The sequence below is a fragment of the Vibrio sp. JC009 genome, assembly GCF_029016485.1.
Taxonomy (GTDB): domain Bacteria; phylum Pseudomonadota; class Gammaproteobacteria; order Enterobacterales; family Vibrionaceae; genus Vibrio.
In genome coordinates this window covers 2,012,876-2,035,062 of record NZ_CP092106.1, presented here as the reverse complement: position 1 = coordinate 2,035,062, position 22,187 = coordinate 2,012,876, and the positions used below count along the sequence as shown (strand labels likewise).

The 22,187-nt window shown below is 47.0% G+C and carries 15 protein-coding genes; 9 read left to right on the top strand and 6 right to left on the bottom strand.

All coding sequences use genetic code 11. The features are described from left to right. Positions 1-251: 251 nt before the first annotated feature. Entirely contained in the window at positions 252-1,796 is a 1,545-nt protein-coding gene (locus L3Q72_RS09035; protein ID WP_275129620.1) for a DUF3360 family protein, read from the bottom strand. An 874-nt stretch (positions 1,797-2,670) separates the two neighbouring features. Between L3Q72_RS09035 and L3Q72_RS09030 the strand changes: the two genes are divergently transcribed. The 4 genes from L3Q72_RS09030 to L3Q72_RS09015 all read left to right on the top strand — a co-directional run bounded on the left by L3Q72_RS09030 (position 2,671) and on the right by L3Q72_RS09015 (position 5,924). Then, positions 2,671-3,441, top strand: coding sequence for an ABC transporter ATP-binding protein (locus L3Q72_RS09030; protein ID WP_275129619.1), 771 nt, complete (start codon positions 2,671-2,673; stop codon positions 3,439-3,441). Positions 3,442-3,661: 220 nt separating this feature from the next. Then, a complete protein-coding gene (locus L3Q72_RS09025) occupies positions 3,662-4,438 on the top strand; it encodes an ABC transporter substrate-binding protein (protein ID WP_342752123.1) in 777 nt (258 codons plus the stop codon). 65 nt (positions 4,439-4,503) lie between these two features. Continuing rightward, on the top strand, positions 4,504-5,244 hold the full coding sequence (locus tag L3Q72_RS09020) for an ABC transporter permease (RefSeq protein WP_275129617.1): 741 nt from the start codon (positions 4,504-4,506) through the stop codon (positions 5,242-5,244). Positions 5,245-5,246: 2 nt separating this feature from the next. Next, positions 5,247-5,924: an ABC transporter permease gene (locus tag L3Q72_RS09015; protein ID WP_275129615.1), complete on the top strand. Its 678-nt coding sequence runs from the start codon at positions 5,247-5,249 to the stop codon at positions 5,922-5,924. Positions 5,925-5,963: 39 nt separating this feature from the next. Here L3Q72_RS09015 and L3Q72_RS09010 read toward each other — a convergent pair whose 3' ends face one another. Both L3Q72_RS09010 and xthA read right to left on the bottom strand, forming a co-directional pair. Next, positions 5,964-7,928, bottom strand: a complete 1,965-nt coding sequence (locus tag L3Q72_RS09010) for a methyl-accepting chemotaxis protein (protein ID WP_275129614.1) — start codon at positions 7,926-7,928, stop codon at positions 5,964-5,966. Positions 7,929-8,299: 371 nt separating this feature from the next. Beyond that, positions 8,300-9,106 (bottom strand): exodeoxyribonuclease III, encoded by an 807-nt coding sequence (xthA, locus tag L3Q72_RS09005; RefSeq protein WP_275132092.1) that lies wholly within the window; start codon positions 9,104-9,106, stop codon positions 8,300-8,302. Between the two features lie 295 nt (positions 9,107-9,401). Between xthA and L3Q72_RS09000 the strand changes: the two genes are divergently transcribed. The 4 genes from L3Q72_RS09000 to L3Q72_RS08985 all read left to right on the top strand — a co-directional run bounded on the left by L3Q72_RS09000 (position 9,402) and on the right by L3Q72_RS08985 (position 15,993). Further along, positions 9,402-11,519 (top strand): methyl-accepting chemotaxis protein, encoded by a 2,118-nt coding sequence (locus tag L3Q72_RS09000; protein ID WP_275129613.1) that lies wholly within the window; start codon positions 9,402-9,404, stop codon positions 11,517-11,519. Positions 11,520-11,585: 66 nt separating this feature from the next. Then, positions 11,586-12,785, top strand: coding sequence for an MFS transporter (locus L3Q72_RS08995; protein WP_275129612.1), 1,200 nt, complete (start codon positions 11,586-11,588; stop codon positions 12,783-12,785). Positions 12,786-12,899: 114 nt separating this feature from the next. Beyond that, complete coding sequence (locus L3Q72_RS08990; RefSeq protein WP_275129611.1) at positions 12,900-14,132, top strand: ABC transporter substrate-binding protein; 1,233 nt, start codon at positions 12,900-12,902, stop codon at positions 14,130-14,132. A 22-nt stretch (positions 14,133-14,154) separates the two neighbouring features. Next, positions 14,155-15,993, top strand: a complete 1,839-nt coding sequence (locus tag L3Q72_RS08985) for an ATP-binding protein (RefSeq protein WP_275129610.1) — start codon at positions 14,155-14,157, stop codon at positions 15,991-15,993. A gap of 12 nt (positions 15,994-16,005) precedes the next feature. Here L3Q72_RS08985 and L3Q72_RS08980 read toward each other — a convergent pair whose 3' ends face one another. From L3Q72_RS08980 to L3Q72_RS08970, 3 genes are all read right to left on the bottom strand, one after another. Beyond that, on the bottom strand, positions 16,006-17,322 hold the full coding sequence (locus L3Q72_RS08980) for an HD domain-containing phosphohydrolase (RefSeq protein WP_275129609.1): 1,317 nt from the start codon (positions 17,320-17,322) through the stop codon (positions 16,006-16,008). A gap of 12 nt (positions 17,323-17,334) precedes the next feature. Then, positions 17,335-18,597 carry an ATP-binding protein gene (locus tag L3Q72_RS08975; protein ID WP_275129608.1) on the bottom strand — a complete coding sequence of 421 codons (1,263 nt, stop codon included), beginning with the start codon at positions 18,595-18,597 and terminating at the stop codon, positions 17,335-17,337. 323 nt (positions 18,598-18,920) lie between these two features. Continuing rightward, on the bottom strand, positions 18,921-19,598 hold the full coding sequence (locus L3Q72_RS08970) for a pseudouridine synthase (protein ID WP_275129607.1): 678 nt from the start codon (positions 19,596-19,598) through the stop codon (positions 18,921-18,923). Between the two features lie 340 nt (positions 19,599-19,938). On the opposite strand from L3Q72_RS08970, the gene L3Q72_RS08965 reads away from it, so the two are divergent. Next, a complete protein-coding gene (locus L3Q72_RS08965; protein ID WP_275129606.1) occupies positions 19,939-22,167 on the top strand; it encodes an NADP-dependent isocitrate dehydrogenase in 2,229 nt (742 codons plus the stop codon). The last annotated feature ends 20 nt before the right edge of the window (positions 22,168-22,187 follow it).

Here is a 22,187-nt window from a genome sequence, read left to right as displayed (position 1 = left end):
CCTTTTTAGTAGAAAAAATTACGCACTGTCTTCACTGACCTCTCAGCTAGTTACCCGGGGAAGGGCAACACAGTACACTCTTTATAAAGTTTAAATAACGATATGTATGTTCACTTTTACCAGCCAACTCGAACATACATATTGTCACTTTTTTTGAGCTATTTATTTCGCCGCTCAAATAATACTGCAAGTTTTAAAAAAAATACATAAAAAAATGGGCAGTACTCAAGTACTACCCATTTTTGTGATGTTTATAGCAGTGGAGGGATGCCGAATTTGCCTTCCAGCATACCTACCGCCAGCATCGCAGCCAGACAGATAACTAGTACAACACTTGGGATGATGATACGGTCAAGCTTGCTCAGCTTAGTTGGGCGCTCTTTGTCACCGATCAGACCGTTGTTGTCCAGAAGCATGCTCAGTGCCCATGCAAGAACCGGGTTAGTTACCATAGCTGCGAATACACAGATACCAGCAGACTGAGAGTCTTTTGCATCTTTGATCATCTGCATACCTGCTTCAAGAAGAGGTAGCGCAACACCAACCAGTAGTGCAACACGCATTACAGGAGGCCATACCGCCGCATCCATTGGGTAACCAACGATAGCGATAAGGATAACCAGAGAACCAAGCAGGATAGAACCGCCAGGGATAGGACGCTTAGCGATAGCTGCCGGGATCATGTAAGTACCCCATGAAGAAGTGATGTTACCACCACCTACAGCTGTACCAACCATTTGACGGATAGAACACATAGTCATAGTGTCATCAACGTCCATCAGTACTTTGTCAGTGCCTTTAGGGTAGTTCAGCTCCTGGAAGATACGGTGACCAAGGAAGTCTGGAGACCACATCGCAACAGCAAGAATCGCAAAAGGAAGAGACGCGATGAAATGCTGAACATTTGGCAGACCTAGTTGCCAGCCTGTCTCAGTAGAACCCCACCAGTAAACCGGGTTCAGGTTTGGAAGGCCTGGTTCTGTAGTAAATACAAGGTCAAAACCAGCGCCTGATAGCATTGCTACAACAAAACCGGTAACAGCACACAGAGGAATCGCCAGCCAGCGCTTACCGTATTTAGCCAGAACGGCGTAAGTGATTACAGTAATAGCCAGAACGATCAGAGCAACATAACCCATATCACCAGCAGCCACACCTTCAGCTTCGCTGCTAAGGCCATTCGCCCAGCTGATTAGCGAGTTGATCTGACTCATTGAGCCGGTGAAGCCAAGGAATACGAGCAGGCCGCCTGCCACCCCTTCACTGGTCAGGTTTACCAGTCGGGAGCCGCCTTTAACCGCACTAAGAATAAGGCCGAATACACCAATCAGGATTGCCAGAGCAAGAGGGTGAGCACCCGCCATAGCGATGACGAAGATCATCGGAATCATCGGACCGTGGTTACCCGCAAGGTTTGCCCTTGGGTTAATAAAGCCGGATGCCAGAACACAGAACAGCAGAGCAGGGATAAGCATTTCTACGCGAGATACTTCGATTGCCCATGCAACGTCCAGGTTTACATGATCCCATTTTTCAGTCAGGCCTGCAGCCCAAGCCATCATTACCGCAGAGTACATCGCGATAATACCGATAGTACCGGCAATTGCAGGTACGAAATCTTCAAGTTCAAAGCGGAAATCACGGCCTGGCAGGTTAAGCGCATAGCGGCGTGGTTTCATGATTTGAAGTTCGTGGTCCAGATACTCAGAGCGGCTAGCAAACTCAGAAGCCGGACGGTGAAGCTCTGAATAGCTTTTCGTCTCGATATCCGAGCGGCCAGTTTTTACTTCTGACATAGATTCCTCGTTAATATGTAAAAGTTAGAAATTAATAAGATTAATTCTGTTTAGCGCCTGCCAATCCTGGGGCTAAAGTCCGGGCCGAAAATGTAACACATTAATATTGTGTTTTAACGAAAATTTTATGACTTTATTGGCGCAAAATGACCTGTATAAATCTTGGCGCAAAAGTGTAGCAAGCTACCCCTATAGGATGATTGATCAAGATCACCTTATAAATATTTGTGAAAGAAAACTACAAGAAACAAGAGATTGTTTCGCCACTAATCGCGTGTTTTGTAACCATCTTTCAGTAAATTTACGCCGATAGAATTCATGACTTCCACTTTTCTTAATATGATCTTTGTCAGAAAAACTGTTGTTTAGTGCACATTGTGTCCAAATTCTGCATTCCTGAGACGCGTTATACCAATACCAGTGATTAGCTATTAGCGATTTTGACAAGGTAAGGATGAACAGATAATTGCCGGGATTGGTATTATGTGACCTTTTGGACAAGAAAACAGCATTCAGTCCATTGCTGTTAGTTTTGTTTGTAATACTGGCGCTGGGCAGAAGCTTTGCTTATGGAGTGCTGCGCAGATTAATCTTTGTGTAATTTTATTAAACTCAGGCCATTATGTCGCAACAAAAGAATGTGCTAGATGAATGTGATAATTCTGTCACATGGCGGAAACTGAAATAAATTGCCGTATGCTATTTTATTCAGTGCGAGTTAGATATATAGTCTGAATCTGAATATAAATGCAGTACTATCGGTTAAATATCGTTTGTGTTCTGGTTAATAATTTGTTGCATGTTTCTTTTGGGGATGCTAGCTTGTACCGAATTGGTCGGAGAGCCTGAAAGAAAATACAAGGAGTAATGGCGCATGAATGATGTTGCAGCGCTAGACATCAAAGATCTTCATAAAACTTTCGGTGAGAACGAAGTACTGAAAGGTATCTCTTTAGAAGCCCATAAGGGTGACGTTATCTCTATTATCGGATCTTCTGGTTCCGGTAAGAGTACATTTCTCCGTTGTATCAACCTGCTTGAAACTCCGACTGCCGGTGAAATTTGGGTAAACGGTGAGCTTATCAAGATGAAGAACAACCGTCAGGGTGAACCCGTTCCTGTAAACGAGAAGCAGGTACAGCGTATCCGCTCCCGTTTAGCCATGGTATTCCAGAGCTTTAACCTCTGGTCTCATATGACGGTTCTTGAAAATGTTATTGAGGCTCCGGTACATGTACTTGGCGTTCCTAAAGCGCAGGCAATAGAAAATGCAGAAATGCTGCTGAAAAAAGTAGGCCTGTATGAACGTAAAGATTATTACCCGGGGCATCTGTCCGGTGGTCAGCAGCAGCGTGCTGCAATTGCAAGGGCGTTGGCGGTAGACCCGGAAGTGATGCTATTTGATGAGCCTACCTCAGCACTTGACCCTGAGTTGGTTGGTGAGGTACTTGGTGTAATGCGTGACCTTGCCAGCGAAGGCCGTACCATGCTGGTAGTAACGCATGAAATGGCATTTGCCCGTGATGTTTCTAACCATGTTATGTTCCTGCATCAGGGGCGGGTGGAAGAGCAGGGGGCGCCGGGTAAATTGTTTACTAATCCGGAGTCGGAGAGGCTTCAGCAGTTTATATCGTCGATTTACTAAAATAGGGCCCTGGGCTATGGGACGGGCTTTGCCCTACAGGGCCCTGGGTTAAAAGCAAACACAACAAACACGTAAATTAAGGGAAGAATAATTTCCCAGGGCCCAGGGCCTAACAACCCAGGGCCCAATAAACACAACAAAAACTCAACTAATAAGGACGAAAAGTCCTAGGGCCGAGGGCCTAGAAACCCAGGGCCAAAATTAACACAGGAGTATGGATATGAAAAAGTGGTTACTTGCAGCGACGCTTGCTGCGACAGCGGTATCAGGTGTAGCTCAGGCTAAGGACTGGAAAGTGGTACGTTTCGGTATCGAAGGTGCTTACCCTCCGTTCAGCAAAACTGAAGCAGACGGCTCACTTAGCGGTTTTGATGTTGATATGGCAAACGCGCTTTGTGAAGAGATGCAGGTGAAATGTAAGCTTGTTGCTCAGGACTGGGATGGTATTATTCCTTCTCTTCTGGCTCGTAAATACGATGCAATCATCGCAGCGATGGATATCACTGAAGAGCGTAAGAAGAAAGTAGACTTCTCTGAAAAATACGCTCAGATCCCAAGTAAGTTCATCACTAAGAAAGGCTCTGGCCTGGAAATCACTGACGCTGGTCTTAAAGGTCAGAAAGTAGGTGTTCAGCGCGCGACAACTCACGATAAATTCCTGACAGCAACTTACGGTGACGACGTAGAAATCGTTCGTTACGGCTCTTTTGATGAAGCATACCTTGACCTTGCAAACGGCCGTATCGTTGCAGTAATGGGTGACGTATCTGCACTGGAAGAAGGTGTTATCAATCAGGCTGGTGGTGACGCGTATGAGTTTGTTGGTCCGGCATTCAGCGACCCTAAGTTCTTCGGTGAAGGTATGGGTATCGCTGTTCGTAAGCAGGACAAAGACCTTAAAGCTAAGCTTTCTCAGGCTATCAAGTCTCTTCGTAAGAGCGGTAAATATCAGGAAATCTCTGCTAAATACTTCACATTTGACGTATACGGCGAGTAATTGCTGAAAATGATGGCGGTGACAGCCGCCATCATTATTTGCTGCCATTTAACGGATCTTTATCAATGCTTGATTTAAAAGGGTATGAATTTGCCATACTCGAGGGGGCTTTAGTAACCATAGAGGTTGCGGTCCTTTCTCTTTTTCTGGCTACCTTGCTGGGAATGCTGGGTGCACTGGCTAAACTGGCTCCTTACCGTGCTGCCAGAGCTGTTGCCACTCTCTACACCACTATTATCAGGGGCATACCTGATCTGGTGCTGATGATGCTGATTTTCTTCGGCGGCCAGATGCTTCTGAACAATTCACTTTATGCCATCAACGAATGGATAAACGAGTGGATGACCTCGTCTGACCCAAATCATGAATGGACCTCTTATCTGCCGGACTATGTGGATGTCAGCCCTTTCGTTGCAGGTATTCTGACAATCGGTTTTATTTTCGGCGCTTATATGGCTGAGACCTTCCGCGGAGCGATTCTTGCGGTAGACAGCGGCGAAATGGAAGCGGCAAAAGCTTATGGTATGAGTGGCCCTCTGGCATTCAGACGCATTCTTCTGCCTCAGATGATTCGTCATGCGCTTCCCGGCTTTGGTAATAACTGGCTGGTTCTGCTGAAAACAACGGCGCTGGTTTCTATTATCGGCCTTGAAGATATGGTGCGTATCGGTTCACTTGCTGCCGGTTCAACCAAGATGCCATTTACCTTTTACATGACAGTTTCACTTATCTTTCTGTTTTTCACTTTCGTTTCTACCAGTATTCTGAAAGTTGTGGAACGTAAATACAGTATTCATACGGGGTAGATATGGACTTTTCTATTATTATTGAAAGCCTTCCTATCTATCTGGAAGGGCTGTGGACCACAGTCTGGCTTGTGGGTTTGTCACTGATACTGGGCCTTTGCCTGGCAATTCCGCTGGCGATCGCACGCAACAGCCATAACCCGATTTTCAGGCTCCCGACCTGGGCTTTTATCTATTTCTTCCGTGGCACCCCGTTGCTGGTACAGCTTTACCTGATTTACTACGGGATGGATCAGTTTATTACGGTTAAAGGTACCCTGTGGGAACACGCCTGGTTCTGTGCTCTGATCTCTTTCTTTCTGAACACTGGCGCATACACAGCGGAAATTATCCGCGGCGCAATCAACGGTCTTCCAAAGGGCGAAGTGGAAGCGGCAAAAGCCTACGGCATGAGCACCTGGAAAACCTACCGCCGCATTATCCTGCCAAGCGCACTGCGCCGCGCACTACCGGCATACAGTAACGAAGTTATCTTTATGCTTCACGGTTCTGCGGTAGCGGGTATTGTCACTATCCTTGACCTGACAGGCGCAGCCCGCCTGGTAAACTCAAGATACTACGCACCGTTCGAGTCTTTCCTGACAGCAGGGCTGTTTTATATGATGCTTTGCTTTGTGATTCTTTGGGTGTTTAAGCAGGCGGAGAAAAAGTTTTTGGCTTATTTGAGGCCGCTTAGCTAAAGAGGTTCCGGGCCCCAGGGAAAACCAGGGCCCGGTTTCTTAGGCTACTGACTTCGTCAATTCGTTCTGAAGCCCCCCCTTGTCCGCTCCCTGTTCCCGTTCAATATTTACATTAATCTCTTCAAGAAGTTCTACAACCTGTTCTGAGGTTTTCATCAGTTCCTTAAATATTTTTTCTGCTTCGTCTAATTTGCCGCTCTCTTTGGCTCTTTTCAGCTCTGCAATTTTGGCATGGAAGGCCTGGTGTGGCTTATCCAATTCATTAACGCCGCCGATATGTCTAAGCTCTACCAGGGCTTCTTTGTTATACCATTGACCCAACTGGCAGGAATGATGACATGAGCCTTCACCTTCATGCAGGTGTTCTTTACCAGCGAGGTAATTGTTTATTCTGCCCAACCAGAGCTGGTGAGCCATTTTTGCCAGACTGAGGTGATAAACCGGATCCGAGATTTTAACTGTATTGACTTCCTGATAAACCTGAGTCACCAGCTCATGGATTTCTCTTGACGCTCTGTCGCTGTTTTTTACAAGGTTATGGGTTTCAGAGGCAATATCATTAATGACGGTGATATTTTTGCTCATCTCTTCACTGACTGCGCTCTGTTCTTCAGAAGCGGTGGCAATCTGAGCCGTCATGTCTGCAAGACCGTCCAGTAAAGCGGTAATAGCGGACATTTTTTGCTGGGATTCGTTGGCAACACCGACACTGGCCTTAGCATTATTGATGCTGCTGGCAATATTTTCTACGACTTCGGAAACCCGTTCCTGAAGATGCTCTATCATGGTGCGGATTTCTGAGGTTGAGTGGGTGGTCTTTTGTGCCAGTTCCCTGACCTCATCGGCAACAACGGCAAAGCCCCGGCCCTGTTCTCCGGCTCGTGCGGCTTCTATTGCGGCATTCAACGCAAGGAGGTTAGTCTGATCAGCAATATCGCTGATAACATCAACCACGGATTCTATCTGTTTGCTGTCTTTTTCAAGTTGCTCTATGACGTTGCCTGAAACGGCCAGTTCAGATGATAGGTTTGTGATAGAACCTGCGGTTTTTTGCATACTGCTTTCTCCGCCCTGAGCCAGCTCTTTTACTCGTGAAATTTCATCCGCTGCCGTATTTGAGTTGTTTGCGACTTCTGAAACCGTAGCCGCCATTTCATTCATTGCCGTGGCGAACTCTTCTATTTCACGTTTCTGATCCGACATCCCGCTGGTTGCACTTTTACTCATTATTTGCTGTTGAGCCGCTGCCGCTGCTACGCGTGAGGTGCTGTCTCCCAGAACATTGATGACACGGTTAAAGGTGGTGAAAAGTACATTAACACCGGTTTCCAGTTGTGCTATCTCATTGGTGTTTTCGGTATCAGCCACGCTGTCGCCAAATTTGCTCTCAAGTCCCCGCTGTATCCAGCCAATTTTGTTTTTAAAGAATCTGGAAATGATAATTATCAGGAAAATCACACAAACAATCAGGGCTAAAATTCCCATGATTACCTGCTTGAGCACTTGCATAAAGGCATGTTCAGCTCTGGATACATAAACACCACTGGAGAGTACCCAGTTACGCTGCTTTAAAGGGGCGATGTAAGTCGCTTTTTCTTCAACTTTACCTGTGGCCGGGTTATTAAACTCATAGTGAACCATTCTGGCCTGCTGAGCTCTGACCACTTCCTGCATTGTCTGCTCAAGCGTTCCTCCGCTTAGTAATGTGATGGCGACGGTTGGTTGTCCGTTTAGCTCCGGTTTCACAACATGATGCACCTGGGTATTGGAAAGAGTTTCATTGATGAACAGATAGCCGCTGCCACCATCCCAGCGGAAGCTGTTCATAAAATCGACAATCTGCGGTTTTGCTTTTGTAATATTATGGTCAGAGCGGATTATGATTTCGTCAATTGCAGCAGCGGCAGCATCGACCTGATCCCGCAACCCCAGCTCAATTTCCTCTCTGACCTGTTGCTGCGCACTACTTGCAATAAACCAGCCATTGACGATGATTAATAACATTATAATTATGCTAAATAGCGTCATTATCCCCGATATAGTAAAGCGGCTTAGAACTCTATCCATGTTGTTATCCATTCAATTACGAAGCAGTTATAAACATAAATAAACTCAGCGTACATCCGTGCTGAGTAATCTTGTAACTATAAGAGTTTGTTCCTGTTATTAGGTATATAACATATGCAATGGGCTGCAAGTGCGAATCACGAAATATACATGTTGTTAATGATGTTTTAACATGTAGAGTGATTACTTACTCGTAAATATGAGATGTGTTGCTTTTGTTACATGTATGAGTGTGATGAAAGTAGTAACTTCATATGAAGTTACTACAAGTTTCTGATAAGAACGGATGTGAATGTGAAGCAGATGATTTAGCTGAATACTGCCCAGATCGGAGCATGATCAGAGGGCTTTTCAATTCCCCTCAGTTTATAGTCGATATCTGATTCAGAGCATTTCGCCGCCAGTTTTTCTGTTGCCAGAATAACATCAATTCGCAGGCCACGGTTGTCAACAAAGCCTTTTGAGCGGTAGTCGAACCAGGAGAATTTATCGTCGGCGTCCGGATGCAGGTTGCGGAAAGTGTCTTCCAGGCCCCAGTCGGTCAGCGTTTTTAGCATTTCTCTCTCTTCCGGCTGGAACGAGCACTTGCCTGTTTTCAGCCAGCGTTTGCGGTTTGGCTCGCCAATGCCGATATCTGCATCAATCGGACTGATATTGATATCGCCCATAACAATCAGCTGCTCGTCATTGGAATGGTGGTCATTCAGATAAGTCATCAGATCTTTATAAAACTGACGCTTATACGGGAACTTGGTCTCATGTTCGATGTTTTCGCCCTGAGGGAAGTAGCCGTTGAGGATAGTGGTTTTCTCACCGCTCTCATCCTCAAAGGTGGCCATAATCATGCGCTTCTGATGTTCTTCATTATCAGTAGGGAAACCTTTCTGAACGCTGACGGGCTCCTGTTTGCACAGCATAGCAACGCCGTAGTGTGCTTTCTGACCATGGAAATAGACTTTGTATCCCATAGCCTCAACGTCTTCTACCGGGAAGGCGTCGTCATGCACTTTAATTTCCTGCAGGCCGATGACGTCTGGCTGGTGTTTATCAATTAGAGCCTGTAGTTGATGAAGACGGGCGCGAAGTCCGTTTATATTGAAGGAAATTACTTTCATTATTTGTCCTTTTTTACTGAAGGCGTTTTCTGCTTTTCCATATAAGTTAAATGAATGCGGATAAATGTCCAGCTTTGAATGTTTCATAAAAAGCTCATCCATTGTCAATCAGATAGCGCGAGATCATGTTATTCGTTGGAATTGTGATAATGATTAGCATTTTTGGTGTAAACCTTTCCACTAAGCGGGCGCTCAATAGCGAACTTCATATATAATCGTATTTTTCTGAATCGACTGCTATTTTTATAATTGCTGGGATTGGTATAACAAGCAATTAGTTTTAAAAGGTATTGAAATGCGCTCTCTTTCTGTCCAATGGAAAATTACGCTGCTGTCTGGCCTGTGTCTGCTTTTGACTTCTATGCTGCTGATTGGATTCTCTGTGTACAGTGCACTGAGTAACCAGGCGACTATCAAAGAACATAGCTCAAATTCAGTTATCAATAAGTCTCAGCAGCTTTTGGAAAGTCAGGCTCTTTTGAATGTGACCGAGTCGGTTCAGTACCTGGAGGAAGCCTTTTACCGCGGACAGATGATGGTGGAAACCGCCCATTTCCTGAAAGCTAATGCTGAGTTCAATGAAACGCCGGCTGAAGATTTGCGTACCGCATTAGATGAGTCTGTGCGCATTATGGTTGAGCAGTTTGAGATTATACAGGGCGCCTACCTGGTTTATGGCAAAGACAAACTAGACGGAGAAGATATTCAGTTTCAGGGGTCGGATTATTTAGGCTCAAATGAGGCTGGCCGCTTTGCCACTTACTGGGCGGTATCGCTTCAGGGTGACGAAGTTCTGTCAAATGTGGTTTATGAAGCCGTTTTGCAGGATCCTATAAATAAAGAGCGCTTCCTCTGCCCCTTTGAGACTGGTCAAAGCTGTATGTCCACGCCTAAATTTAGCGACTTTGGCGAAACCACTAAGCTCACCACTTCCATTACTTTCCCAGTGTTGTATGAAAAAGAGGTAATTGGCGTGCTGGGAATTGATATCAAGCTGGATAAGCTGGACAGCATTGTTGCAACCACGGATGCTAAGCTGTTTGACTCAAAGGGAAGCGTATCCATCGTCACTGAAGACGGAATGCTTATCGCCTCTGATAGTGCCGATATAAAAGTCGGTGAAGCCTACGTAAGCCCCAATGTTAACGCCAATGAGCTTAGCGCCTTGATTGGCAGCCAGGACCTGACAGCCAGATGGAGTGAGGATGGGCAGTGGCTGCTGGTTTATACTCCGGCGAAGATATCCAGTCAGACATGGGGTGTGCTGCTTGAGATGCCCCGCGCTGAGGTGCTAAGGGATGCGGTGACTCTGGACAGTATTATTAACCGGCAGATTGATAAAGGCGTTATCACAGAAATTACCGCAGGCTCTGTTTTTGTTCTGCTTGGCCTGATTGTTATCTGGCTTTCTTCATTAAATCTGGTGAAACCTATCCGGGTTGTGGCCGCGCGTTTAGACGATATAGCTTCTGGAGAGGGAGACCTGACCCAAAGACTGGAAGTAAAGTCTGAAGATGAAATCGGACAACTGGCAGGCGCTTTTAACCTGTTTCTTGATAAGTTGCAGAACACCATCAAAAAGATTGTTACCACAACAGAGCAGGTGGCACATACAGCCGAAAAAGCGGAGGAGTCGGCTATCGCCACAAGAAGCAGCAGTGAAGCGCAGTTCAGAGAAGTGGATTTGGTTGCAACAGCCTCTGAGCAGATGACACAAACCTCAGGGCTGGTACACCAAAATGCTGACCTTGCTGTGAGTGCGGCAAGCCGTGCCAATGATGCGGCAACCGAAGGCCAGACGGTTATTGAGCAGTCTTCGGTGCAGATGAATGACCTGGTTGAGAAAATGACCGAAGCGGTTCCTGTCGTCAATGAACTTGCGGAAAACAATGCTGCCATTACCGATATTCTGGAAGTTATTGAGGGCATTTCCGAGCAGACTAACCTGCTGGCACTTAATGCGGCTATTGAGGCTGCCAGAGCCGGAGAGCAGGGCAGAGGTTTTGCAGTGGTTGCTGATGAAGTAAGAAACCTGGCAAGCCGCACACGGGACTCTGTTGATGAAATCAAAGAGGTGATAACCAGTGTACAGTCGGGAACCGACGATGTGGTGAAGGTTATCGATGAAGGAAACCTGCTTGCCAATAAAACTTCCGCTCAGGTGCAGCAGGCGGTTCAGAAACTAAATAGTGTATTTGAATCCATTGCTGAAATCAGCGATATGAACAGTGAGATCGCCCGCGCAGCCGAGGAGCAGAAGTCAGCGTCTGCGGAAGTTAACCAGAGTGTGGTGAATATCCGTGAGCTGAGTAGTCAGATACTGAATCAGGCAGAAGCCTCCGAGACTGTGGGTAAAGAAATTGCCGGGCTTTCTTCTGAGCAGCAGAAGCTGGTGAATCAGTTTAAGGTGTAGAGGTTAAATTCGATAAATAGCGGATTTTGGTTATACTGACCGCCTCTGTATCTTTCGGAATATCAAATGAGTAACTCCAAACGAGCTGGCATTATTGCGCTTCTCGGTATCCTGTTTCTGGCTCTGAACTTAAGAGGGCCTTTTACCAGCTTAGCTCCGGTACTGGGGCAGATAATGCAGGATCTATCGCTTTCAGCCTCGGCAGCCGGCTTTCTTACTGCTTTGCCTCTGCTTTCCTTTGCTGTTTTTTCCCCTGTGGCTGCCTGGCTCTCCGGCAGGCTGGGCCTGTATCCAAGTTTATTGTTAGCGCTTATCTCCATCGCCGGAGGGGTTGTACTCCGCTCCTGGGGAATTGAGGTGTTTCTCTACCTGGGAACCGTGTTGATAGGCGCAGGTATAGCTGCGGGCAATGTACTCTTGCCTGTTGTGGTTAAAATCAGTTTCCCTGCCCGGATTTCCGCGATGACCTCTCTGTATGTTTTCACCATGGGAATAGGTTCCACATTAAGCTCAAGCCTGATGGTGCCGATTTCAAATATGGGTTTGGGCAGCATTTCCGGCTGGCAGTTGGCTCTGCTGTTTAATCTGGTTTTTCCTGTGTTGGCTCTGGTTCTCTGGCTTCCTGAGGTGGTAAGAGGTAAGCAGGGTGTCCAGAGGAAAAAACAGACCCGGCAGGAAACCAAAATGCGGGACCTGCTCCGGTGTCCCATCGCATGGCAGGTGACTCTGGGCATAGGGCTCAACTCATTTACTTTTTATTCCTTTGCCGGCTGGTTACCCAAAATGCTCAGCGATCTCCACTTTAGTGAGATAGATGCCGGGTATATCTACGGCTTTCTGCAGTTTTCCACTATGGTTCCCGGACTTTTACTGCTGCCGGTTCTGTCCAGAACCAACAATCAGAGAGCGCTGATCTCTCTGTGCGCTCTGTCCGTTTTTGTGGCGGTTCTGGGGCTGATTACTTTCCCGGAATATGCCATTTTCTGGGTAGGTCTGTTTGGTCTGACAAACTGCTCGACTTTTATTATCGGAATGTCTTTTGTTGGTCTTAGGACGGATAATCCTGGGCAAGCAGCTGCGCTGTCGGGTTTATCCCAGAGCATAGGTTATGCACTGGCAGCAACCGGCCCTACGCTTGTTGGTTATCTGCACACTGCAACAGACTCATGGGACATACCACTTCTTTCCATTGCCGCCATCGCCCTGCTTTGTGCTTTCTTTGCAAATCTTGCCGCGCGGGATAAGAAAGTACTGTCGTACTGCTAAGACAGGATAGAGGTCACACCGTTAAAGCAAAATCTTACTAACATTCGGATAGTTACAGAAAAAATGTGTGGGTAACCTATAATTCTAAGGTTGGTATTAGGGAAGGAGTATGCCATGCGGACTATGCGGAGTGTTTTCGCTGCATTTATTATTTTGTTTTGCTTTCAGGCCAAGGGATTTGCTTCAGAGCCAATACATATTTATGTGGATGCAGACCGGACCGCAGCCCGGACTTCAGGTGTCGCCATTGAAAGGGGTATTCGCGTTGCCCTCGATGAAGTGGGCAATCAAATTGCGGGCAGGCCGGTAAAGGTGCTGACTCGTGACCATCATGGCAGTGCCGTAAGAAGCAAACTACATCTGAAGGAATACCTGTCGGACGAGAATGCTCTGGCAGTGTTCAGTGGTTTGCATTCCCCTCCTTTGCTGGAAAACCTGCGCTTTATTCATGACCACCAGATTCTGGTTTTAGATCCGTGGGCCGCTGCCGGTCCTATTACCCGCTATCCTTCAGAGCAAAACTGGGTTTTCCGTCTGTCAGTAGATGATACAAAAGCCGGCCGGGTAATAGTTAATCACGCCCTTGCGGAAGGGTTTACAAAGCCTTACCTACTGCTTGAAGATACCGGCTGGGGTAAGTCGAACTATAAAACTATGTCACAGGCGCTTGCCGAACAGGGTATCAGCCCTATAGGCGTGAAGTGGTTTAACTGGAATCTGGGCAGCACCGGAGCCAAGATGTCTCTGCGTGATATCTATGCATCGGGTGCCGATGTGATACTTATGGTTGCTAATGCATCTGAAGGCAAAACTTTTGCACGCGCTTTGCTAAAAGTTTCCAGAGAATTTGAAAGCAAAAAAGCCCTTCCGATCCGCAGTCATTGGGGCATTACCGGCGGGGATTTTCCTCAGGTAATTAATCCTCAGATGAGAAAGGAGATGGATATTAAGTTCCTGCAGACCAGGTTTTCTTTTATCTCGTCACCTCCTACGCCTCTTTCTGAGTCAGTGCTGGCAAGAGCGAAGAGGCTCTATCCGGAAGAGATCCGTGATGCGTCAGATATTACCGCGCCCACAGGCTTCATACATGCGTATGATTTGACTAAGCTTATGTTAGCAGCCATTAACCGTCAGGGGCTTTCCGGGGACATTCAGGCGGATCGCCTTGCTTTGCGCAGTGCACTTGAGCAGATAGACGGCCCGGTAGAGGGGTTAATCAAAACTTACCGTCAGCCGTTTTCACCTTATAGCGAGTCCAGGCCGGACGCTCATGAAGCTCTGGGGCATGCTGAACTTGTGATGGGGGAATATGATATGGAGAACAGGATTGTCATTGTTCAGGAGTGACACAGAAAAAAGAAACGGGCGAATGCGATTTAAGATTGCGTTTGCTTTTATGTCTTTCGTTCTGACAATTATCGCGGTGCTGGGTATCAGCCTCGGTTCCGTTCTGTTGCTGAAAATTGACTCTTTGATTAAACACGACAGACAAGCTCTGATTTATCAGCAAATGCAGGGCATTGCGGATGATATCAGCAGCTATTTCTACCTTCGTCACCTGGTGCTAAAAGATTATGCCGCTTTTCCTGTATTGCTGCAGGGTGTGATGCAACCTTCTGCCGGACTGGCGAATACCAGTGACTTTATTGATGATCTGAGCCTGTTTGGCGAGTACGTACCGCTGCACCTGTTTGATATTTCAGGTGATCTTGTCTATACCACAAACCCGGCGTCAGCCTGTCTGGTGAAGCCGGGTTTGGTTCAGAAACTCATTACAGAATCATCTGTGCCGGGTGTTACCGTCGAGGCCTGTCACAATAAGTATGACAATACAGTCAACTGGATGATGGTAACGCCCATTATGTACCACGATATGGCGGAAGGTTACCTGGTTGCAGAGTTAGACAACAACGTCATGGTCAGTGATATCGGTCTGACCAAATTCTTATACGAGCACAGGATAGAGGTACTCAAGGGCGAAGAGTCTATTTTTGCTATGGGTAAACAACTGCAGACCGAGCCGCGTGAAGTTCATATTCCGCTGCTGGGGTTTGTACTGAAATACCGAAGTGATGGTGCTCAGGTTGCGGAAGCTCGCATGGAGGTTATCTACAACTTTGCCTTAATTCTTCTGATGATCATGCTTGCGGTGATTTTAATTACCCGGCTTCTTGGCTATACCTATCTGGTCAGGCCGTTGCAAAATCTCAGAGAGCAGGCTCAGAAGGTAGCGGAAGGGGAACATCATGATGAGCATATTAATGATGAACGGATAGAAGAGATTCAGGAGCTGTCGGAACACTTCGAGCAGATGGCAGGTAAGGTTGAAAGGCGGGAGCAGGCACTCAAGTCAGCAAATCAGTCACTACAGACCCTGAATGAAAAAACCTTGCAACAGCAGCAGTTGCTGGTTCAGTCTGAAAAACTGGCGTCGGTTGGTCAACTGGCCGCCGGGGTGGCGCATGAAATCAATAACCCTACCGCTTATATCAAAAGTAATCTTGAACAGCTGGGTTGCTACGCCCATGCTATGGAGCAGTTTGCAGCCGAATACAGAAAGCTTGAAGGTCAGTTGCGTGATGCCGGTATGGCTGAGTATCTGGAGGAGATTGATAAAATCCGCTCCCAGTATGATCTGAAAACGGTTGTTGAAGATATCGTAGATATTTCCGATGACTCCATAAAAGGCATTCAGAAAATTCAGGATATTGTTAATGATCTTCGAAGCTTTTCCAGAGTAGATGATCAGGACATGCAGGAAGTTAATATCAATAAGGATGTGGTTGAACCTGCGTTGCGCCTGGTGACCAATGAACTTAGTTATAAGTGCAAAATCAAAAAAACACTGGAAGAGTTGCCAATGGTTCAGTGCCGGGCCGGTGAGATAGGCCAGGTGGTGATGAACCTGCTGCTCAACGCAATGGAGGCCATTGACAAGACAGGGGTGATTAAAGTTTCCAGCTATCTTTCTGACGGCTTTGTCTGTCTTGACGTGACGGATAACGGCAGAGGCATTGATGAGCATATAATGTTAAAACTGTTTGACCCTTTCTATACCACTAAGCCGGTAGGCAAGGGGCCGGGTCTTGGCCTTGCGGTTTCTCAGGCGATTTTGAAAAAGCATGGTGGCAAGATCAGCGTTCAGAGCGACCCCGGGAAAGGAACGACATTTACCGTCTCTTTGCCGGTAGCAGAAGCGAAAAGTTAGAAGCGGAAAGGTTCAGATAAAAATCGCGATTGGCAGGTCTAACTCTTCTTCGATGGCTTTGAGCTTTTTCAGCATATGAGCGTTCACTTCCTGCCCGGCGGTGACCATACAGACGCCATTGGGAAGGTAGATGTCCTGCTTGACGATAGCACCAACTCTGAGCTCGTCCAGGCCTATGCACATATCGGTATCCAGCTCTTCGGCTTCCTTTTCAATCAGATCCAGAAAGACCTTCGCGATTTCTTTGTCATACAGAGAGCCTGAGTGATCCTTGATAAAGGCTCTGGCACTGGACGGTGTCATCCGCGTCTCATTACTTAAGTCTGAAACCAGATAGTCGTAGTTTTTCACGATACGTAAAATTCTGGCTCCGACGGGAATTTCATCCTCAGCCAGATGATCCGGGACACCGGTTCCGTTGTAGTTTTCATCCTGAGAGCGGATGATGGGAACAAGAGGTTCAAACCGTTTTATCTGGCTGATTATTTCAGCACCCAGTTCACCGTTTGCCAACGGAGTATAGGTAATGGTGGACGAGAAAGCATCACCCACAATGGTGGGGGAAAGCTGCGGTCCTGCGTTGAGCAGGCCGATTTCGTGGATAAGGCTGCACAGATAGATCTCAGTAACCTCTGACTCCTCTAAGCCCATCTTCAGGGCCACTGCCTTTGATAAAGCCGCAATGCGCTCTGTATGCGAACCGGAAGAGCCGGTGGAGAACTGAATGATGGCTTTTAGGGTGGCGAGAATATCGTTAAACGTCTGGCTGCGGTTTTTCACCAGAAGCTGCAATTTGCGGTTAGATTTACGCAGCTCAAATGTGCGGGTGAGCACCGTATCTTCCAGACTCTGATTTAACTCCAGAAGTTCGCGGTTTTTCTCTTCTAACTGCTTTGTCAGGCGCTGTTTGTCTTTTTTCAGGTTATACAGCTCGACACCTTTCGCAATAGTCAGCTTAAGCGCCTCATTGTCCCATGGTTTGGCGATATAGGAGTGGATTCCGCCTTCATTGATGGCTCTGACTGTGGAGTTAAAATCACTGTATCCGCTAAGAAGGTAGCGGACTGAGTCCGGACAGAGCTCTCTGGCTCTGGAGAGCAGTTCAGCACCGTCCATCTCCGGCATCCGCATATCTGAGATAATCACTGAAACTTCGTTATCTTTCAGATAATCCAGCGCTTCGCTGCCACTGGTAAATGAAACAACGTCGTATTCGTGTCGCAGTACTCTGGTCAGTGACTTTAAAATATCAGGTTCGTCATCCACCAACATCAGAGAGTGATTAGCGGCCTCAACAACTTCAAACTGGTCGGATAAATCGCTGCTCATAACAGACCTCCGTTAGCTGACGACCTGATTGACCGGCAGGGTTAGAGTAAAGGTGGTGCCTTTGTCTGGCTCACTTTCCACTTCGATTTTGCCATGATGGGCCCGCACGATTTCGTCGGATACGGAAAGTCCCAGACCGGTTCCCGCGCCCTGCGGTTTTGTGGTGAAGAAGGGCTCAAAAATATGGGCAATATTTTTTTCATCAATGCCGCAGCCGTCATCGCTGATTTTTATCTGAACCTGCTCAGTGTCAAGCGGAGCGATAGATATCTCAATATGACCCTGCTCACCAACCGCCTGAGAGGCATTGACCAGCAGATTCATAAATACCTGGCTGATCTTCATCATCTGGCAATACACTTTTGGTGTATCCGACTCATAGTTTTTCACCAGATTGATGTTGTATTTAATCTGGTTGTTCACGATTTTTAGCGTATCGTCCATACCCTGAGTGATATCACTGTAGGACCACTGAGTGTGATCAGAGTGAGAGTAGTCCTTCAGGTTATTTATTATCGACATGATTCGGTTGGAACCATCCAGAGTTTCATTCACCAGCGCTTTTACATCATCAAGCACAAACAGAATCTGGCTTTTATCCAGAATGTTGCTCTTCTGGGAAATGAGAAATGGATCGTCAGTCGCCTCAATAATGGAATCCAGCTCAGTGATGGCTTCCCCGATTTTAAGGTAGTAGCTATCCAGTGACTGAATATTGGATGCAATAAACCCCATAGGGCTGTTAATTTCATGAGCGATACCGGCTGTTAGCTGACCGATAGAGGCCATTTTTTCTGCCTGAAGCACCTGTTCCCTGGTTTTTTGTAGCTTCTGCTGTGTTTGCTCCAGTTGACCGGTTAACTCCTGAATGGTGTTTTTCTGCGTTTTGTTGGCAGAGCGGTCATAAAAGCAAAGACAGATTAAGCCAGGCTCTCCTCTGGCGTGGTTTAGTTTGGCGATTTCCACGTCCACCGGAAGGCTCTCGGGGACCTTGGTATCAGATTTTGCGGTTACCGGAAAAAGCAGCGGGATCTCTTCATAAGTCAGGTACAGTGAGGGGATGCCATTAATCACCGAATGGATGGATTCCTCAAGTTGCGTTTCAGATTGACGGAAAAACGGCGGCAGCGGACGACCAATCAGTTGTTTTCGGTTTAGTCCGCTGTACTCAAGAAAACAGTCATTCACGGATACGATGTTCAGATCCGATCTGACAATACATACCGCAAAAGAGAGCTTGTTGATGAGCTCTGTGAGTAACCACTTGGTCGCCATTTTGTCCCCTACGCATCAGTGATGCATGAAAAGATAAATTATATTAAAATAACAGCTTGATTTTATTTGATTACCGTCTTTTTATTGTAGCTGCTTATCAGCAGCCTGACGGCAATTTTCAGGCATTTTTTCACCGGCTTATGAAGTGACGCATGAAAATATCAAGCCATATTTATAATTTTAGCTATAGTCACCTTTATTCTTATCTTAGGGAAGGAATCAATATCACAAAATGACATGTAATGTGTGAAATTTGTAAAATATGTGAGAATAATGTTTCTGCCACCTGCCACCTGCCACCTGCCACCTGCCACCTGCCACCTCTAAATTCGAATTTCCTTCCATTCCCCCGGAGCCAACCCACCAAGCGTCTGCCCCCCCATCGCATACCGGATCAGCCTTAAAGTAGGATAACCAATATTTGCCGTCATCCGCCTGACCTGACGGTTTCTCCCTTCGATAATTGTGATGGACAGCCAGCAAGTGGGAATAGATGCCCGGAATCTGACAGGAGGGTTCCGCTCCCATACCTCCGGCTCTTCTATCCGTTCAACCTTTGCCGGAAGCGTTATGCCATCTTTAAGTTCCACCCCTTTTCGCAGCTTATCCAGATCGGCTTCTGAAGGTTCACCTTCTACCTGCACCCAGTAGGTTTTGGGAGATTTTGATTTAGGCTGGGTGAGTCTGGCCTGAAGGATGCCGTCATTAGTAAGGATCATCAGACCTTCACTGTCGCGGTCCAGTCGTCCGGCAGCGTATATATCCTTAACCGGGATGTAGTCTGCCAGCGTTTTGCGTCCGGATTCATCGGTGAACTGGCTCAGGGTATCAAAAGGTTTATTGAAGATAATGACTTTACGATCTTCGGGTCTTACCGGCTTTTTCGCCGCAGAGGGTTTGGTCTTACGGGGGCCTTTTCGCGCGGTGGAAGGACGTTTGCTGTGTGAGGGTTTTGAGCCGAAAGTTCGTTTTCTGGATGTGCCTTTTGAAGCCGCTGGCATGTTAACTATCCTGCAGATATGTGATAAAAATGTATAAGAAAGTTTTATAAAATATGGTTTTAAGCTATGATTTTGGCGCTTAAGAACCGGATTATGCACAGAATGATAGACTAATACACGGAGTTTGTTTAACAATATATAGACCTAAGTGATCTCAGGAGACAGGATTCAGAGATTATTTAGGGAAAAGGAACTGCGCCTGATTTATGTAAAAGCCGGATTTTTTACACTCGTTGGGCGCGCACCGGCGTATACATTTGGATGTATCAGTAATTTGCCGGTGTTCAACTTATACAGGCTTTTCATTCAGAAACGGCCTGTAAATTAATAGGGAAATTTCATGCCTAAGAAAACACCAACTATTATTTATACCATTACTGACGAAGCACCAGCGCTGGCGACGCATTCACTGTTGCCGATTATCCGCGCCTTCACGTCTTCTTCTGGTATCAATGTAGACACCCGGGACATTTCACTTGCCGGACGTATTATCGCTAACTTCCCTGAATACCTGAGCGAAGAACAGCGTATAGGTGATGCGTTAGCTGAACTCGGGGAAATGGCTAAGACTCCGGAAGCAAACATTATCAAGCTTCCAAATATTTCCGCTTCTATTCCTCAGCTTAAAGCTGCAATTAAAGAACTGCAGGCCAAGGGCTACGCTCTGCCGGATTACCCGGAAGAGCCGGCAAACAGCGAAGAAAAGAAAGTTAAAGCGGTATATGACAAGATTAAAGGCAGTGCTGTAAACCCTGTATTGCGTGAAGGTAACTCTGACCGCCGTGCGCCAGCTTCTGTTAAAAACTATGCAAAGAAAAATCCTCATTCCATGGGGGCATGGTCTGCTGACTCTAAGTCTCATGTCTCAAGCATGGACGACAGTGATTTCTTTGGTAGTGAAAAATCGGTCACCATCGATGGTGCTACCGAGGTGAGTATCGAATTTGCTGATGCCAATGGCGGTGTTGAGGTTCTTAAGGACGGGCTTGCACTGCAGGACAAAGAGATCATCGATGCATCTGTCATGAACAAAGCGGCACTGGTTGCCTTCTTTGAGAAAGAGATTGCTGACGCGAAAGAGCAGGACGTGCTGCTGTCGCTGCATATGAAGGCGACCATGATGAAGGTTTCCGATCCGGTTATCTTTGGTCATGCGGTAAAAGTCTACTACAAAGACGTATTTGCCAAATACGGCGAGCTTTTTGATGAGCTTGGTGTGGATGTGAACAATGGTATTGGCGATGTTTACGCTAAGATTGAATCACTTCCGCAGGAGCAGAAAGAAGAGATCGAAGCGGCGCTTCAGGCTGTCTATGAAACTCAGCCAGCACTGGCTATGGTTGACTCAGATCGTGGTATCACCAACCTTCATGTTCCGAGTGACATTATTGTCGATGCTTCAATGCCTGCGATGATTCGTGCGTCGGGCCAGATGTGGGGCCCGGACGGCAAACAGAAAGATACCAAAGCAATGATTCCTGACCGCTGCTATTCAGGCGTTTATCAGGCGGTTATTGAGTTCTGTAAGGAAAATGGTGCCTTTGATCCGACGACCATGGGCAGTGTGCCTAATGTTGGTTTGATGGCGCAGAAAGCAGAAGAGTACGGCTCACACGACAAGACCTTTATCATACCGGAAGCGGGTAATGTTCGTGTCATTGATCAAGCAGGTACTATCCTGATTGACCAGCCGGTGGAGCAGGGCGATATCTTCCGTATGTGTCAGGTGAAAGATGCACCGATTCTGGACTGGGTGAAGCTGGCGGTTTCACGGGCAAGAGCAACGGGTGTACCAGCGGTATTCTGGCTTGATGAAAACCGTGCGCACGACGCAGAGCTGATCAAGAAGGTAAATGCATACCTGCCTCAGTTTGATACTGACGGTCTTGAAATCAAAGTTATGTCTCCGGTTGATGCAACACTGTTCTCTCTGGAGCGAATCAAGCAGGGACTGGATACCATTTCCGTAACAGGCAATGTTCTGCGTGACTACCTGACGGATCTGTTCCCGATCCTTGAGCTGGGCACATCAGCTAAGATGCTTTCTGTGGTGCCTCTGATGAACGGTGGCGGCCTGTTTGAGACCGGTGCCGGTGGCTCTGCGCCTAAGCATGTTCAGCAGGTTGAGAAGGAAAACCACCTGCGCTGGGACTCATTGGGTGAGTTTCTGGCACTGGCGGCTTCTCTGGAGCATTTAAGCAGTGTGACCAAGAATGCCAAAGCGAAAGTACTTGCAGATGCGCTGGACAAAGCGACAGGCAAATTCCTGGATAACAATAAGTCACCTTCACGCAGGGTGAACGAGCTGGATAACCGTGGCAGCCATTACTACCTGGCGGCTTACTGGGCTCAGGAACTGGCTGTTCAGTCAGAAGATGCTGCAATTGCTGAGCAGTTTGCGCCTGTTGCAGAAAAACTGGCTGCAAACGAGCAGGTGATTGTTGCTGAGCTGAATGATGCTCAGGGCGTGAAGGGGGAAATGGGTGGCTACTATGCACCAAGCGATGACCTGACTTCAGCGCTGATGCGTCCGAGTGCAACGCTAAATAGTATTGTTGATGCTGTTTAATTGCCTGCTTTGTGGCTGCT